The organism is Nocardia sp. NPDC051052, assembly GCF_044456045.1.
Lineage (GTDB): Bacteria > Actinomycetota > Actinomycetes > Mycobacteriales > Mycobacteriaceae > Nocardia.
This window is the reverse complement of sequence record NZ_JBITFL010000012.1, coordinates 77,484-92,205: the sequence shown is the minus strand read 5'-3', so window position 1 is coordinate 92,205 and position 14,722 is coordinate 77,484. Positions and strand designations below refer to the sequence as shown.

Annotated in this window: 15 protein-coding genes; 7 read left to right on the top strand and 8 right to left on the bottom strand. The window is 68.6% G+C overall.

The window, feature by feature from the left end; all coding sequences use genetic code 11:
• Positions 1 to 4: 4 nt before the first annotated feature.
• The 4 genes from ACIBCN_RS34135 to ACIBCN_RS34120 all read right to left on the bottom strand — a co-directional run bounded on the left by ACIBCN_RS34135 (position 5) and on the right by ACIBCN_RS34120 (position 5,180).
• The gene (locus ACIBCN_RS34135; RefSeq protein ID WP_396995822.1) at positions 5 to 1,180 is read right to left on the bottom strand and encodes a PLP-dependent aminotransferase family protein; all 1,176 of its coding nucleotides are present in this window, start codon (positions 1,178 to 1,180) and stop codon (positions 5 to 7) included.
• 89 nt (positions 1,181 to 1,269) lie between these two features.
• Complete coding sequence (locus ACIBCN_RS34130) at positions 1,270 to 2,313, bottom strand: hypothetical protein (protein WP_396995821.1); 1,044 nt, start codon at positions 2,311 to 2,313, stop codon at positions 1,270 to 1,272.
• A 79-nt stretch (positions 2,314 to 2,392) separates the two neighbouring features.
• Positions 2,393 to 3,454 carry a hypothetical protein gene (locus tag ACIBCN_RS34125; RefSeq protein WP_396995820.1) on the bottom strand — a complete coding sequence of 354 codons (1,062 nt, stop codon included), beginning with the start codon at positions 3,452 to 3,454 and terminating at the stop codon, positions 2,393 to 2,395.
• Between the two features lie 322 nt (positions 3,455 to 3,776).
• Positions 3,777 to 5,180 carry an NAD(P)H-quinone dehydrogenase gene (locus ACIBCN_RS34120; RefSeq protein WP_396995819.1) on the bottom strand — a complete coding sequence of 468 codons (1,404 nt, stop codon included), beginning with the start codon at positions 5,178 to 5,180 and terminating at the stop codon, positions 3,777 to 3,779.
• 213 nt (positions 5,181 to 5,393) lie between these two features.
• Here ACIBCN_RS34120 and ACIBCN_RS34115 point away from each other — a divergent pair, with 213 nt between their 5' ends.
• A complete protein-coding gene (locus tag ACIBCN_RS34115; protein ID WP_150404309.1) occupies positions 5,394 to 5,867 on the top strand; it encodes a gamma-glutamylcyclotransferase in 474 nt (157 codons plus the stop codon).
• A gap of 85 nt (positions 5,868 to 5,952) precedes the next feature.
• Here the strand turns inward: ACIBCN_RS34115 and ACIBCN_RS34110 are convergent, their stop codons facing one another.
• The 3 genes from ACIBCN_RS34110 to ACIBCN_RS34100 form a co-directional block, all read right to left on the bottom strand.
• Positions 5,953 to 7,101 carry a M20 family metallopeptidase gene (locus tag ACIBCN_RS34110; RefSeq protein WP_396995818.1) on the bottom strand — a complete coding sequence of 383 codons (1,149 nt, stop codon included), beginning with the start codon at positions 7,099 to 7,101 and terminating at the stop codon, positions 5,953 to 5,955.
• Between the two features lie 107 nt (positions 7,102 to 7,208).
• The gene (locus ACIBCN_RS34105) at positions 7,209 to 8,447 is read right to left on the bottom strand and encodes a M20 family metallopeptidase (protein ID WP_396995817.1); all 1,239 of its coding nucleotides are present in this window, start codon (positions 8,445 to 8,447) and stop codon (positions 7,209 to 7,211) included.
• Between the two features lie 147 nt (positions 8,448 to 8,594).
• Positions 8,595 to 9,299, bottom strand: a complete 705-nt coding sequence (locus ACIBCN_RS34100) for an enoyl-CoA hydratase-related protein (RefSeq protein WP_396995816.1) — start codon at positions 9,297 to 9,299, stop codon at positions 8,595 to 8,597.
• Between the two features lie 240 nt (positions 9,300 to 9,539).
• Between ACIBCN_RS34100 and ACIBCN_RS34095 the strand changes: the two genes are divergently transcribed.
• From ACIBCN_RS34095 to ACIBCN_RS34085, 3 genes are read left to right on the top strand one after another with little or no spacing between them, the layout of a single operon-like run.
• Complete coding sequence (locus ACIBCN_RS34095) at positions 9,540 to 10,319, top strand: purine-nucleoside phosphorylase (RefSeq protein ID WP_396995815.1); 780 nt, start codon at positions 9,540 to 9,542, stop codon at positions 10,317 to 10,319.
• Positions 10,320 to 11,816 carry a phospho-sugar mutase gene (locus tag ACIBCN_RS34090; protein WP_396995814.1) on the top strand — a complete coding sequence of 499 codons (1,497 nt, stop codon included), beginning with the start codon at positions 10,320 to 10,322 and terminating at the stop codon, positions 11,814 to 11,816.
• A 30-nt stretch (positions 11,817 to 11,846) separates the two neighbouring features.
• Positions 11,847 to 12,062 carry a hypothetical protein gene (locus ACIBCN_RS34085; protein WP_396995813.1) on the top strand — a complete coding sequence of 72 codons (216 nt, stop codon included), beginning with the start codon at positions 11,847 to 11,849 and terminating at the stop codon, positions 12,060 to 12,062.
• A 25-nt stretch (positions 12,063 to 12,087) separates the two neighbouring features.
• Here the strand turns inward: ACIBCN_RS34085 and upp are convergent, their stop codons facing one another.
• Positions 12,088 to 12,711: a uracil phosphoribosyltransferase gene (upp, locus tag ACIBCN_RS34080; RefSeq protein WP_396995812.1), complete on the bottom strand. Its 624-nt coding sequence runs from the start codon at positions 12,709 to 12,711 to the stop codon at positions 12,088 to 12,090.
• Positions 12,712 to 12,858: 147 nt separating this feature from the next.
• Between upp and ACIBCN_RS34075 the strand changes: the two genes are divergently transcribed.
• Genes ACIBCN_RS34075 through ACIBCN_RS34065 form a run of 3 tightly spaced genes read left to right on the top strand, consistent with a single transcriptional unit; the run spans position 12,859 to position 14,667 of the window.
• Positions 12,859 to 13,182: a DUF2563 family protein gene (locus ACIBCN_RS34075; protein ID WP_396995811.1), complete on the top strand. Its 324-nt coding sequence runs from the start codon at positions 12,859 to 12,861 to the stop codon at positions 13,180 to 13,182.
• Positions 13,183 to 13,186: 4 nt separating this feature from the next.
• Positions 13,187 to 14,320, top strand: a complete 1,134-nt coding sequence (locus ACIBCN_RS34070; protein ID WP_396995810.1) for a C40 family peptidase — start codon at positions 13,187 to 13,189, stop codon at positions 14,318 to 14,320.
• Positions 14,317 to 14,667, top strand: coding sequence for a hypothetical protein (locus ACIBCN_RS34065; RefSeq protein WP_396995809.1), 351 nt, complete (start codon positions 14,317 to 14,319; stop codon positions 14,665 to 14,667). The genes ACIBCN_RS34070 and ACIBCN_RS34065 overlap by 4 nt, the downstream gene beginning before the upstream one ends.
• Positions 14,668 to 14,722 lie beyond the last annotated feature (55 nt).

Below are 14,722 nucleotides of genomic sequence, written 5' to 3'. Positions count from 1 at the left end.
CTTGCTATCCGGCCGCGCGGGCCAAGCGATCCACGGCCTCGGTCAGGGTCGCGGCGTCAGAAGTCGTGAAGCACATGCGCATCGAGTTGCGGTAGCCGCCGTCGACGGCGAAGGCCGCGCCGGGCACGTAGGCGACGCCCGCGTCCAGGGCACGCGGTAGCAGCGCCTGCGTGTCGGTGCCGTCGGTGAAGTCGGCCCAGACGAACATGCCGCCGGTCGCGTCGGTACACCGCACGCGATCGCCGAAACGGGTGCGCACCGCGTGCACCAGGGACTTGGCGCGGGTGCCGTAGGCCGTGCGGACGTTGTCGACGTGCGCGGTCAGCCAGGCCTCGTCGGCGAGCAGGTCGGCGGCGATCTGGTGGGTCAATGCCGAACCACAAAGGTCCGCACCCTGTTTCAGCAGTTCCACCGCGCGGCACACCGCGTCCGGTGCGACCATCCAGCCGACGCGCAGCGAGGGCGCCAGGATCTTCGAGGCGCTCGACAGTCGAATCACGTTGCGGGAGTAGATTGCCACCGACGCGGGGGCCGGATTGTCGAACCACAGCTCGCCGTACGGATCGTCCTCGATCACCCAGAAGCCGTGTGCGTCAGCGAGTTCGGCGAGTTGGGCGCGGCGTTGCGGGCTCATCGTCACGCCGCCGGGGTTGTGGAAGTTGCTCACCGTGTGGACCACGGCCGGGCGTTCGCCGCGCGCCAGCAGTTCCGCGAGCACGTCGGTGCGCATGCCCTCGGCATCAAGCGGCACCGCGACGATCCGCGCACCGGCGGCCCGAAAGACCTGCAGCGCACCGACATACGCGGGATCCTCGACGATGACCAGCGCGCCTGGGTCGAGCAACACCTCGGCAAGCAGCGAAAGCGCCTGCTGCGAGCCGTGCGTCACGAAGACCTCGTCGATGTCCACCGCTCGGCCGAGCCGGGCCGATTCGCGTTCGGTGAGCACCGCGCGCAGCGGCCGCCAGCCGGGCGACTCGGTGTACTGCAAGCAACCCGCGCTACTCAGGGCCGCGTCCGCCGCGGCGGCGATCCGCTCGCGCGGCATCAGTTCCGCGTCGGGCAAGCCGCCGGCCAGGCCGATGATCTCGGCGCGTGTGGTGAGCTTCAGCAGGTCACGAATCGCCGAGCTCTGCAGGCCGCCGAGCTTGGCCGCGAGCGGTGGGATGGTCGGCGACATGAGAACCTCCGAACGGACGCCAAGGTACGCGAGACCTCACTGTCCCATATCGTGACCAAGATATGAAACTAGTTTCTCACCATTTGAGATTATTCGCCCCGCTTGTCGATCGAGTACAGCAGGTTCTTGCCGTCCCGCACCACCGTGGTGATGGTCTGCGGGTAGAGCTGTTCGGTCCCGTTCGGCCGGAGTTCCCGCAGGTCGACCGCGTACGTCCCGGCGGTCACCTCCGAAATCTTCAAACAGTGCGTGGTGCCTTTGGGGACTTGCTCATCGATGCCCTTCTGGATGACGTCGGCAGGAGACACATTCACCGTGTCGTCGGCGACGAATTTCCGGGCGTTCGCACCACTGCGCTGCACGTAGAAGGCGTATTGGAAAGCAAGGATGGCACCGGGCCCACTGTTGGTGTCGCCGTTGCCATTACCGTTGGTCACCTTGCCGTCCTTGCTGATGCTGGTGGGGCAATTCACTCCAGCACCGGTGCTCGCGGCGGGCGGGGTCGGGTTATCGCTGCCATTGCCCTTGGACACCATGATGACGGTCACCGTCAGCCCGACCAGGATGACGACCGCCAGGATGCCCGCCAGCGCGTTGCGCCCGGTGTGCGAGCCGGCCCGCTTGGGCGGGGGCGGCGGGGCGACCGGCGTGGTCGGCGCCAACATCTTCGCGATCGGATCGTCGGCCCAGGACAGTCCCGGCGAGGTCAGCGGCGGCGGCTTCGGCACGCTGCCGGTATCCGTCGGGCGGTTCCACCACGAATCCTGGTCCGGGTCGGCCGCCTGCTCCCGATCGGCGGGCGGCACCCGAGGCGGAACGGGCGGTACCGGCCGCGGCTCGGGGAAGGACGTCGAGTCGGGTGCGCGGTACTGCGGGGGCGGCGGCGGTGTCGTCCCCAGTTCGGCAGCGGGACGCCAGACCAGCTCGGGATGGTCGCCCGTCTGCTCCGTCACCTGCCAGTGCGGACCGGTATCCCCCGTCGGCGGGCCGAACTCCGAAACCGGCGGACCGAACTCCGAGACGGGAGGTCCGAATTCTGAGACAGGCGGGCCGAATTCACCCACCGGGGGGCCGAAATCCGACGCGGACTGGTCGTCGGATTCCTTCTCCCTCGGATCACCCTCGGAGGTCACACCCAATCCTTTCCCCAAGACACGCGTGTGGGGCGGTCGCGAACGACCGCCCCACCCGTCGAATCAGCCCCAGTCAGTCTCAGTACTGGAGTGAACCACCCCATTGGGTGGTGACACCACCCACATCGGCCGTTTGCGGAGCGAGATCGCCCGGCTGCAGCGGAAGTTTAACCTGTGCGGCCGCTTCGAGCGCCGCGGCACCGCCCGGCTGCTCCTTGATCCAGTCCTCGACGGCCGCCTTGGCCAGGTTGGCCTGAGTGGTGTCGAAGACGGAGATCGTCTTGTTGTCGGCAAGGCCGACACCACCGGTGTAGGTGGTGACCTTGACGGTGTTGGTGTCGACGTACTCGACCGACACACCGGCCTCACCGGCACCGGCCGGGGTGCGGTACCCGACGGTGCCGACGTAACCCGACTCGTTGTTGAAGTGGTGCGTGTTGGCCACGTAACCCGGCAGCAGCGAGCCGCCATCGACGTTCGCACCGATCTCCTGGTGCGGACCGGTCATCTCGACGACCGGGGCGGGCGGCGCCGCCTGCAGCTGCGGGGACTGCCAGCGCGGCTGTTGCTGCGGCTGGACCAGCGTCTCCGGCTGCTGCGCCTGAGCGTTCTCGTCACCCGGGGTCTTCGGCGTGGTCTGCGTGCCAGGTGTACCCGGCTGCTGCGGGGTGGTGGTGCCCGGCTGGGCCGGCTTCTGGTCCCCCGGCGGCGTATTCGGCACGACCGCAGGCTGCGGCTGATCCGACTGACCCGGCACCGGCAGCGGCGCGACGCGCGGGGTGGTGACACCCGGCTGCGTCGGCTGAGCCAGCTTCGGATCCTTGTTCGGATTCGGCATGACCGGGTCCGGTGTGTTGACGCCGGGCTGACCCGGCGTGGTGACACCCGGCTGGGTCGGCGTCTGCGGATCCGCCGGCTTGGTCGGATCCGGCTTGGCGGTTTCCGGACTCGGCGCTGCCTCGTTAGGCGCCGGCTGCACCGGAGCTGGGCTCGGCGGCGCGGTGGTGGGTGGAATGCTCGGATCGGTAGGAGCGGCCCCCGCCGGCGCTGCCAAGAGAGTGGCCACGGCAGCCGCGGCGGCCAGTGGCAACGAGGTGCTCGCCATCGCTCGCTGCGCCCGACTCGGCTTACGATGTTTCACTTTTCGTTTCCCTTTCCCGGGTGTGACCTGGAGATCAGTCACACTCAGTTGTCTCTGACGAGACGCCCGGTCGTCGAACGACGCGAAGGTCATTCGACGTTTCGACTGGGAAAAAGATCCATCCCCCCGAACACCGAACCACGCGACCGCCCGCCGATCGCATCTCTGCGGGAAGTGAACCATATGTAGGCCTGATGAGCAATGTGAATCAAAACTTCAGGCTGCACGAACGCCGCTGAACCGCAAGACCATTCAACCCGGGTCGCCCCGCCGCCGCGACGGACGCGTGAATCCGGGGCACCGGATCACCTCGGCGGACGCATCAATCCAGGTCGTCGTGCCGCATCAACTGGCGTGCCGCTTCGGTCACCGACCCGGTCAGCGACGGGTAGACCGAGAAGGTCTGCGCCAGATCGTTGACGGTCAGGTTGTTCTGCACCGCAAGGGCGATCGGCAGGATCAGCTCCGACGCGATCGGCGCCACCACCACACCGCCGATGACAACGCCGGTGGCGGGACGACAGAAAATCTTCACGAAACCCCTGCGCAGGCCGAGCATCTTGGCTCGCGGGTTGGTGTTCAGCGGCAGCATCACCGTGCGGGCCGGCGTCTCGCCGTTATCGATCGAGGTCTGGCTCACGCCGACCGTCGCGATCTCCGGGCGGGTGAACACCGCGGACGCCACCGTCTTCAACCGGATCGGGCTGACGCCCTCGCCGAGCGCGTGGTACATCGCGATGCGTCCCTGCATGGCGGCCACCGAGGCCAGCGGCAGCAGGCCGGTGCAGTCGCCCGCCGCGTAGATGCCGGGCACCGAGGTGCGCGAAACCCGGTCGACGCGCAGGTAACCGCCGCGGTCGAGTTCGATGCCGACCCGCTCCAGTCCGAGCCCATCGGTGTTGGGCGTGGAGCCGACGGTCATCAGCGCGTGCGACCCGGCGACGGTCCGGCCGTCGGACAGCTTGACGACCACACCCTCGGCGGTGCGCTCCACCGCGTCGGCGCGCGCGTGCTTAACCAGCTCGACACCGCGTTCGGCGAGCGCGTCCTCCAGCACCAGGGCCGCGTCCGCGTCCTCGCCGGGCAGCACCCGATCGCGACTGGAGACCAGCCGCACCCGCACACCCATTTCGGTGTAGGCGGAGACGAATTCCGCACCCGTGACACCGGAACCGACGACCACCAGGGTCTCCGGCAATTCTGCCAAGTCGTAGAGCTGACGCCAGTTCAGGATGCGCTCACCGTCGGGCTCGGCACCCGGCAACACGCGCGGGCTCGCCCCAGTGGCGATCAACACAACCTCGGCCTCGATGACCTCCTCGGTGCCGTCCGCCAGCTTGGCCAGGATCTTATGCGCGGCGAGCCCGGTAGCCGGGTCGATCAGCTCCGCGCGACCGGCGAGCACCTGCACGCCGACGGTCTGCAGCTTGGACCTGATATCGGAGGACTGGGCCAGCGCCAACGCCTTGACGCGGCCGTTCACCTCGGACAGTTGCACGGTCGCCTGGTTCGGATCGAGGGTGATGCCGAGATCGCGGGCGCGGCGCAGGTCGGTGCGCACGCCGGTGGAGGCGATGAATGTTTTGGAGGGAACACAGTCCCAGAGGACACAAGCCCCGCCGATGCCGTCGCTATCGATCAGCGTCACCGACGCACCGTGCTGGGCTGCCACCAGCGCCGCCTCGTAGCCGGCCGGTCCGCCACCGATGATCGCTATGCGGGTCATTGATACCTCCGCTTCTGGTTGCGCACCGGGATCTCCGGTACCTGTCAACGTTATCGGGCGAGGCAGGCCCACCCGTCGCCCGGCCACCACCCCCCACGGAATCGCTACACGATGCGGGTCTACACGCGTCGCCGCGCCCGGAACGCGCCACAGGAATGCCGCATCTGGCCGGGATAGAGTCGATCCCCGGATGTTATTGGCTACCCTTCTGTGGTGCCGATCTACGCCGCCTATGGGTCCAACATGGACTCAACCCAGATGCTCGAGCGCTGTCCGCACTCGCCCATGTCCGGAACGGGCTGGTTGGAGGGCTGGCGGCTCACCTTCGCCGGTGACGACATCGGCTGGGAAGGGCCGCTGGCGACGGTGGTCGAGGAGCCGGGCTCCCGCGTTTTCGTCGTGCTCTACGACGTGTCGCCGGAAGACGAACAGCGGCTGGACCGCTGGGAGGGTTCGGACTTCGGCATCCACAAGAAGATCCGGCTGCGCGTGACGCGCAGTGAGAGCGGTGCCGATCCGACGCTGTCCTGGCTCTACGTGCTGGACGCGTACGAGGGTGGCCTGCCCTCGGCCCGTTACATCGGGGTGATCGCGGACGCGGCCGAAAAGGCCGGTGCTCCTGAGGATTACGTGCATTCCCTGCGAACTCGCAACAGCCGCAACGTCGGCCCCGGAAACTTCGGCTGACAAACGAAACGACGTGGCCGGCCCGAGGGGTCGACCACGTCGCCGTTCAGCTCGAAATCACTACGCGGCCTAGCGCATTCGCGCGCTAAGCGTTCAGCACGATATTGGTCAGCACCCGCACACCCACCGCGAGCGCCCGCTCGTCGAGGTCGAAGGTCGGCTGATGCAGATCGAGCTGCTCGCCGTGCCCGGACCAGACGCCGAGACGCGCCATCGCGCCGGGCACCTCTTCCAAATACCACGAGAAGTCTTCGCCGCCACCGGATTGCATGGTGTCGGCCAGCGCGTCCGGACCGATCCTGCGGATCGCGTCCTCGTACATCCTGGTGGACTGTTCGTCGTTGACCACCGGCGGCACGCCGCGACGGTAATTCAGCTGGTAGCGCACGCCGGTGGGGGCGAGCAGGCCGTCGACGATCTCGCGCACCATAGGCTCCAGCAGCGACCAGGTCGCGTGATCGCCGGTGCGGACGGTGCCGGTGAGCATGCCGGTCTGCGGAATCGCGTTGGGCGCCTTGCCCGCACTGACCGCACCCCACACCATCACCGTGCTGGTCCGCGGGTCGATGCGACGGCTGAGCAGGCCGGGCAGGCCGGTGATCACGGTGCCGATGGCGTAGACCAGATCGCTGGTGAGATGCGGACGCGAGGTGTGCCCGCCCGGCGAATCCAGCACCAGTTCGACGGTGTCGGCGGCCGAGGTGATCGCGCCGACCCGGATGCCGACCCGGCCCACCTCCAGTCGCGGATCGCAGTGCAGCGCGAAGATCCGCTGCACACCCTCCATCGCACCGGTGGCGACCACGTCGATCGCGCCGCCCGGCATGACCTCTTCGGCGGGCTGGAACACCAGCCGCACGCCGACCGGCAGCTCGGGCACTTCGGCCAGCGCGAGCGCGGTGCCGAGCAAAATCGTGGTGTGTGCGTCGTGCCCGCAGGCGTGCGAGACGCCGGGCACGGTGGAGGCGAAGCTCAGACCGGTGAACTCCTGCAGCGGGAGCGCGTCCATGTCGGCACGCAGGCCGATGCGCGGACCCTCGGGCCCGATGTCGCAGATCAAGCCGGTGCCACCGGGCAGCGGCTGCGGCGTGAGACCCGCCTTGATCAGCCAGGAGGAGATGAATTCGGTGGTGGCGAACTCGGTGCGGGAAAGTTCCGGGTTGGCGTGGATGTGCCTGCGCCACTGCACGAGGTCCAACGCGTGCTCGGCCAGCCAGCCCTCTACTGATCCCAAACCTGTTCCTACGGTGTTCGGCAATACGATGTCCGCCGGGTCTTCTGCCAGGGCGCATGCCCCCGTGTCGGTCCCCGTCGCCCGCTCAGCCGAACGGCCGGTAGTGCTCACCGAATTTCCTCCTGTCGTTGAACGAGCCGTTGCAACAACCTGTCCCTGTGTACTTCATCGCTGGCAGCGGCGATCGCGGTACGCGCGAGTGCGAGCGCACCATCGACAACCGCACGATCCGCCGAGGCGTTGACGCTCGCCGCGGCGAAGCCGGGCTGGTGCGTCACCGCGCCACCGGCATCAATGCCGATGACCGGGTGGATGCCCGGAATGACGTTGGTGACGTTGCCCATGTCCGTGCTTCCGAGCGGCCGCTGTGCCTCGAGCTCGGGTGCGATCGGCACTCGTCCCAAACCGGTTATCTGCTCGCGGTAGGCAAACAGTAACGCCGGATCGGGTGTCAGCTCGGTATATGTCGGCGCGACAGTCCGGATTTCGTGGGTGCAGCCGGTCGCAAGGGCCCCCGCCTCGAAACACGCCGACGCTCGTCGCATCAGATTGTCGAGAGATGCGGAGTCGACTGCGCGTAGGTAATACAGCAGTTCCGCACGTCCGGGGACGATGTTCGGGGCTACGCCACCATCGCCGACTATACCGTGAAGTTGCTGGCCGGGCTGGATATGCTGCCTCAGCAACCCAAGAGCTACCTGGGCGACGGTGACCGCGTCTCCCGCGTTTCGCCCCAGTTCCGGCGCGGCGCTGGCGTGTGCCTCGCGGCCGTGGAACACGATGGCGAGATCGGCCATCGCCAGCGAGTGCGCGCCGGCGATGTCCGACGGGCCGGGGTGCACCATCATCGCCATCGCCACGTCGTCGAACACGCCGTGCTCCAGCATCAGCACCTTGCCCCCGCCGCTTTCCTCGGCGGGCGTGCCGAGCACGAGCACGGTGAGCCCGAGCGCGTCGGCGACCTCGGCGAGGCCGAGCGCGGTGCCGACGGCCGAGGCGGCAATGATGTTGTGCCCGCAGGCGTGTCCCATCCCGGGCAGCGCGTCGTACTCCGCGCAGATGCCGACGGTGAGCGGGCCGCTGCCGAAGCTGGCTCGAAACGCGGTCGGCAATTCGGCAACGCCGGTGGTGACCTCGAAGCCGCGCTCGGCGAGCGGGCCGATGATCTTGGCGACGCTCCTGGTCTCCTCGAACGCGAGCTCCGGCTCGGCGTGGATCGAGTGCGAAAGATCTATCAGCTCATCGACCGCGGCCTTGATCGCCGCGTCCGACTGCTGCACGGCATCGGCACGCGCGACGGCATAGTCGCTGCGCGATTCCTGGTGCCCGCTGCGCGGTGGTGGCATGGAACACAGTGTTGCACTCGTCGGCAAACCGAGCGCATCGCATATCCGCCCAGCGGACCGCGCCGCGCGGCGTTCTTGCGACATTCGCGCAGTTCAGGACGTCGAACACGCAATCAGGAGCGTCGATCCGACCGAACGGCCGTCCGACTAGGCCGTGGCGAAAGCGAGGTTCTCCGGGGTCGTCGGCACGGCCAGCCCCGCCAGCGCGTTGGCGTGCAGCGCGCGCTTGATCACCGGCAGATTCGGCTTGCGGTTGCTCGCCAATGCCGCGGCCTTGGCCACCGCGGTCGCCAGCAACGACTCCGCGTCGGCCTTGCCGTCGACGATGCCCGCGGCGATCGCCTCGTCGGCCGGGTAGCGGTGGCCGGTGGTCATCGCCTGCACGCAGACCTGGTTGGACAACCGCTCGGTGAGCAGGGCGTTCATCCCGACGGTGAACGGCATGCCGAGGTGCACCTCGGGCAGGCAGTAGAAGCCGCGATCGGCCCGCATCACCCGGAAGTCGTGCGAGGTGGCCAGCATGGCGCCCGCGCCGAAGGCGTGGCCGTTGATCGCGGCCACCGTCGGCATCGGGAACTGCAGCAACCGGGTGTAGAGCGAGTGCACGCGGTCCAGGTAACCGTGTGACTTGTTCAGGTTGCCGAACAGCCAGTCGGTGTCGAGGCCGTTGCTGTAGAACTTGCCGCTGGCCACGGTGACCAGCGCGGCCGAGCCCTCGGAGTCCTCGACCTTGTCGAGCACACCGTGGAACTCGTCGATCCAGTCGGGGTGGAAGCGGTTCTCGCTGTCCGTCTGTCCCTCGTTCCCGAGGTAGACGACGAACACATCCCCATCACGTTCCAGATACGGCATGGGTGCAGAATATCCGGCGCGCGGCGACTCCCCTACTCGTGGGTAGCATTCTTGGGCCGTGGCGCCTACCTGGCATGCGACCGCCACGCGTCCTTCTCGCAACCCCTACGCGCGTCACTCGAGCGCCGTCTGCGTCGCACTCGATGGCCAGATCCGCGAATCTCCACCGCTGCGCCACGCGAGGACGGCGGCCGCCCACACCCGGCGCCGCAAGCGCGGCAATCCAATACAGTGATCCATATGCTTGCCGAACAGGCCGCCGAGGCGATCGCCGAACGTACTGGAGTGCCGCGTCACCGGGTTGCGGTGGTGCTCGGCTCTGGCTGGCAGGAGGCGGCCGCGGAGATCGGCACGCCGGTCGCGTCGGTGCCGATGCCGGAGCTGCCCGGGTTCGGCAGGCCGAGCGCGCAGGGGCACGGCGGCATGGTCCACTCGGTCACCGTCGGCGACACGCCGACGCTGCTGCTGATGGGCCGCCAGCACCTGTACGAGGGCTACCAACCCGGCGATGTGGTGCACCCGGTCAGCGCGGCCATCGCGGCCGGCGTCGAGATCGTGCTGCTCACCAACGCCGCTGGCGGCATCCGCGAAGGGCTGCGCGTCGGCGAGCCGGTGCTGATCAACGATCACCTCAACCTCACCGGCCGCACCCCGCTGACCGGCGCCACCTTCGTCGACCTCGTCGATGCCTGGGACCCCGAATTGCGTGCCATGGCACAGGAAATCGACCCCAGCCTGACCGAGGGCGTGTACGCGGGCCTGACCGGGCCGCAGTACGAGACCCCCGCCGAGATCCGGATGCTGCGCACCATGGGCGCCGACCTGGTCGGCATGTCGACGGTGCTGGAGGCCATCGCCTGCCGCGCGCTCGGCGCACGGGTGCTCGGCATCTCACTGGTCACCAACCTCGCCGCGGGCGTCACTGGCGGGCATCTCTCGCACACCGAGGTGCTGGCCGAAGGCCACGCCGCCGCGCCGCGCTTGGGCAAGCTGCTGCGCGGCGTGCTGGAACGGGTGTAGATGCTGCGCTTCGGCACCGCTGGTCTACGTGGACCGCTGCGAGACGGTCCAGACGGCATGAACGTGACGACGGTGACCAGGGCCACCGCAGGCATCGTCGAGTGGCTGCGGGGGCGCTGTCTCGGTGGCGGCGCGGTGATCGTCGGCCGCGACGCGCGGCACGGGTCCGCCGAATTCGCCACCGCGACGGCGGAAATCTTTGCCGCGGCGGGCTTTCCGGTGACGTTGCTGCCGAGGCCACTGCCCACCCCGATCGTCGCCTACGCGGTCCGCGAGCTCGGCGCGGTCGCGGGCGTGCAGATCACCGCCTCGCACAATCCGGCCGCCGACAACGGCTACAAGGTCTACCTCGACGGCGGCTCGCAGCTGCTGGCCCCGGCCGACACCGAGATCGAGCGGTGCATCGACGCGGTCACCGAACCTGTCGCCCGTACTCCGGTCGAACCGGTGGACGACGACATCGTGCGGCGGTATCTGAATCGGGTGTCGTCGCTGCCCTCGCTGATCGGCGGCGAGGGCGCGCGGGCCGCGATCCGGATCGCGATGACGCCGCTGCACGGCGTCGGCGGCGACCTGGTCGTGCAGGCGCTCGCCGCGGCGGGATTCACCGACGTGCACGTGGTCGAGGAGCAGTTCGCGCCCGATCCCGACTTCCCCACCGTCGCGTTCCCGAACCCGGAAGAGCCCGGCGCGACCGATCTGCTGCTCGCCCTCGCCGCCGGGATCGGCGCGGACGTGGCGATCGCGGTCGACCCCGACGCCGATCGCTGCGCGGTGGGAATCCCGTTGCCGGACAACACCTGGCGAATGCTGCGCGGCGACGAGACCGGCGTGCTGCTCGGCGACTGCGTGCTGCGCACCGCGCCGCAGGACGCGCTGGTGGCCACCACCATCGTGTCGTCGCGACTGCTGTCCAAGCTGGCACCGGCCCGCGGCGCCCGCTACGCGGAAACCCTCACCGGCTTCAAATGGCTGGCCCGCGCGGGCGAGGGCCTGGTCTATGCCTATGAGGAGGCGATCGGCCACTGCGTCGATCCGGCCACGGTCCGGGACAAGGACGGCATCTCGGCCGCCGTGCTGACCGCCGATCTGGTCGCCCGCCTGAAGTCGGCGGGCCGCACCCTGACCGACCAACTCGACGATTACGCGGTCGAATTCGGCCTGCACAGCACCGATCAGGTGTCGCTGCGGCTGGATTCGGCGGCGGCCGCCGCGGCCGTGGTGGCCCGGCTGCGCGCGAACCCGCCGGACGAAATCGCGGGCGAGCCGGTCAAATACTCCGACCTGCTCCAGGTGCGCGGTCGGATGCGTACCGACGCACTCGTTTTCGAAGGCGCTCAGTCGCGCATCGTGGTCCGCCCGTCCGGCACCGAGCCGAAACTCAAGTGCTATCTCGAGGTGTGCACGCCGGTCCCGGCCCACGCCGATCTCGCCGCCGCCAGGACAACTGCGGGACAACACCTTTCCGCATTGCGCGAATACTGCCAGGGGCTCTGAACAGCCAGGCATCATCAGATGATGACGGCGATGCACTGTACTCACTGCGGCAGCGAGGGCTTGTTGCCCGGCTACATCGAGGATTCCGGCGACAGTTCACGCGGCCATGCCCGCTGGGTCGAGGGCCCGTTGGAAATCGGCTTCTGGGGCGCGAAACGCACCGGACGCAGCCACTGGCTGGTCGACGCCTATCGATGCGAGGACTGCTCGCACCTGGAGCTGTTCACCCGGTCGAAGGACGGATGAACAGCTCCAACGAGCGCCGGTCCCGCTAGCGCGGACCGAACTGGCGGTCGCCCGCGTCGCCGAGGCCGGGGACGATGTAGGCGTGCTCGTTCAGGCCCGCGTCGACGGCGGCGGTAACGAGGTTCACTGGATGGCCCGAATCAGCCAATGCCGCAACACCTTCCGGTGCCGCAACGACACAGACCGCAGTGATGTCGGTGGCGCCGCGGGCGACCAGGAGTTCGAGGGTGTGGCGCATCGAGCCACCGGTGGCCAGCATCGGGTCGAGCACATAGACCGGGAGTCCAGCCAGGTCGGCGGGCAGCGATTCCATGTACGGGACCGGCTGGTGGCTTTCCTCGTCGCGGGCGATGCCGACGAAGCCGATCCTGGCGTCGGGGATCAACTCGGCGGCCACGTCGACCATGCCGAGGCCCGCCCGCAGCACCGGCACCAGCAGCGGCGGTCGCGCCAGGCGCGCGCCCTCGGTGACCGCGACCGGCGTGGTGATCTCGAAGCGCTGGACCGGCGCCGCGCGCAAGGCCTCGTAGATGAGGATCCTGGTGAGGTCGCGCAGCGCCGCGCGGAAGACGGAATTCTCGGTTCGCTCGTCTCGCATCGTGGTCAACAGGGCGGCGGCGAGCGGATGGTCCACGGTGTGAGTACGCATGAGGGAACGATAAAGTGACCGGTGGGCCCGCCGCCGAAGCTCCACCCGAAAGTTTTTTCGCATCGGTGGGAACCGAACGGGAAGAGAGCGCGTCGAAGCAAGTGAATGACGTACTCTGCCTGGGAACAACAGATGGGGGAAGCTCTGATGCGGAAGATGTCGGCGGACACCGAGGGCATCGCAGCCTATGGCGCGACCGCCCATGTGATGGCCGGGGAGATGGCCACGGCCGGGGCGAGCGCGGTCGCGGCGGAACCAGCGCTGCTCGGCCCGATCATGGGGCTGATCGGCGGCGATTTCATGGCCGCGTACACCGCCGCGCACGCGGGGCACGTCGCCTCGATCGGGCAGCTGTCGGCGGTGCTGACCAGCATGGGTGGCGCGGCCACCGATGCGGCCACGGTGCTCACCGAGACCGACCTGAACCACGCGGGGTCGCTGCGGAGCGTGGCCACCGAACTGGACGGGTGAGCCTGTGATCGATATCAGCGCACTGGCCAAACCGATCTTCGACCTGCTCGAGAGCTTCGGCTCGGGCGTGCTGCCGACCGGCGGGCCCTCCGACGCGCTACGCAGCACGTCCACCGCCGTCGACCAGATCCACCAGATGGGTCGCGACAGCATCAACGGCATGAACACCGCGTGGGACGGCCAGGCCGCCGACGCCGCCACCGCGAAGGCCCTGAAGGTACAGACCTCGGCCGCCACTATCTCCGACCGTGGCAACGACATGGCAACCGTGGTGAACCAGGCCGCCGCCGAGATCGAATCGGGCCAGAAGGACCTCACCGGCATCGCCCAGTCGTTCGTCAACACCGCGGCGAGCGCGGGCCCGGCACTGGCCACGCCAGCGGGGCTGACGATGATCGTCGGCTCCGCGATCGACCACCTCGGCCAGGCGCTCAACGTGGTCGGCCGGGTACAAAACGAGCTCACCACGCACACCGCCTCGATGACCGACCTCACCCCGCCGCCGTCCACACCGTCGCTCGCCGGGACGCCCGCCGCCGTCAGCACCGCCGGCGTGCAGCAGCTGACGTCGACCGCGTCCAGCGCGCTCAGCGGTGCCGGTTCGATGGCCAGCAGCCTGATGAGTACCGCGATGTCCACGATCCCGGCTTCGACGGCCTCGCCGAAATCCACCTCCGGCACCCCGAGCACCTCGGGCACACCCAAGCCGAACACCGGTTCGGCGGGCATGCCGAGCGACGGCAAGGGCGTGAAGATCACGCTGCCCGACGGCAGCACGGTAGAGGCGCCGAACGAGAAGGCGGCGACGGCGGTCCGCTCGGCGATCAGCGCGGTCGGCACCCCGTACGTGTGGGGCGGTAACACGCCCGGCGCCGGACTCGACTGCAGCGGCCTGACCAAATACGCGTACGGCGAGGCAGGCATGGATCTGCCGCGCCTGGCCGCCGATCAGGCCATCGGCACCTCGGTCTCCCCCGGCGACCTCATGCCCGGCGATTTGGCGGTGTGGGACGGCCATGTCGCGATGGTGATAGGCAACGGAGAATTCGTCGAGGCCGGCGACCCGGTCCAGATCAGCTCTATTCGAACGGAGAACTCAGGGATGGGCTTCCACGGCTTCTACAGGCCGACGTCATGAGTACGCCGCAGCAACCGACGGTTCCCAACGTCACGGTCGCGGGCAGTACGAACCGATCGGGCACCATCTCGGTGCGCGCCACCGATCAGGGCATGCCGGTGGAGATCAAGTTCGAGCGCAGCGAATACCGTTACGGCGCACAGACTCTCGCGAACGAGATCCTGCGGCTCACCAAGCGTTCCACCGTCGCCGCCAAGGCGCGACGGCGCGAGCTGCTCGCCGAGGCGGGCATGCCCGCCGACATCCTGGACCGGCTCGGCCTGCCAACCCGCCAGGCGGCGGTGGACGAGCTGGACCGGATCGACGACGCGGACACCGGACCTACGACCTGGATGAGGCCCGTATGAGCGAGCGAACAATGAGCACAGCTGCCCCAGCGCTCATGCCGGAGCCGAGCGTCAG

Bases quoted from the DNA above. Each gene is read 5' to 3' on its own strand.
- ACIBCN_RS34090 (WP_396995814.1), top strand. From the start codon at position 10,320: ATGCTGCGCTTCGGCACCGCTGGTCTACGTGGACCGCTGCGAGACGGT.
- ACIBCN_RS34135 (WP_396995822.1), bottom strand. From the start codon at position 1,180: ATGTCGCCGACCATCCCACCGCTCGCGGCCAAGCTCGGCGGCCTGCAG.
- upp (WP_396995812.1), bottom strand. From the start codon at position 12,711: ATGCGTACTCACACCGTGGACCATCCGCTCGCCGCCGCCCTGTTGACC.
- ACIBCN_RS34085 (WP_396995813.1), top strand. From the start codon at position 11,847: ATGCACTGTACTCACTGCGGCAGCGAGGGCTTGTTGCCCGGCTACATC.
- ACIBCN_RS34100 (WP_396995816.1), bottom strand. From the start codon at position 9,299: ATGCCGTATCTGGAACGTGATGGGGATGTGTTCGTCGTCTACCTCGGG.
- ACIBCN_RS34075 (WP_396995811.1), top strand. From the start codon at position 12,859: ATGCGGAAGATGTCGGCGGACACCGAGGGCATCGCAGCCTATGGCGCG.
- ACIBCN_RS34095 (WP_396995815.1), top strand. From the start codon at position 9,540: ATGCTTGCCGAACAGGCCGCCGAGGCGATCGCCGAACGTACTGGAGTG.
- ACIBCN_RS34105 (WP_396995817.1), bottom strand. From the start codon at position 8,447: ATGCCACCACCGCGCAGCGGGCACCAGGAATCGCGCAGCGACTATGCC.
- ACIBCN_RS34120 (WP_396995819.1), bottom strand. From the start codon at position 5,180: ATGACCCGCATAGCGATCATCGGTGGCGGACCGGCCGGCTACGAGGCG.
- ACIBCN_RS34065 (WP_396995809.1), top strand. From the start codon at position 14,317: ATGAGTACGCCGCAGCAACCGACGGTTCCCAACGTCACGGTCGCGGGC.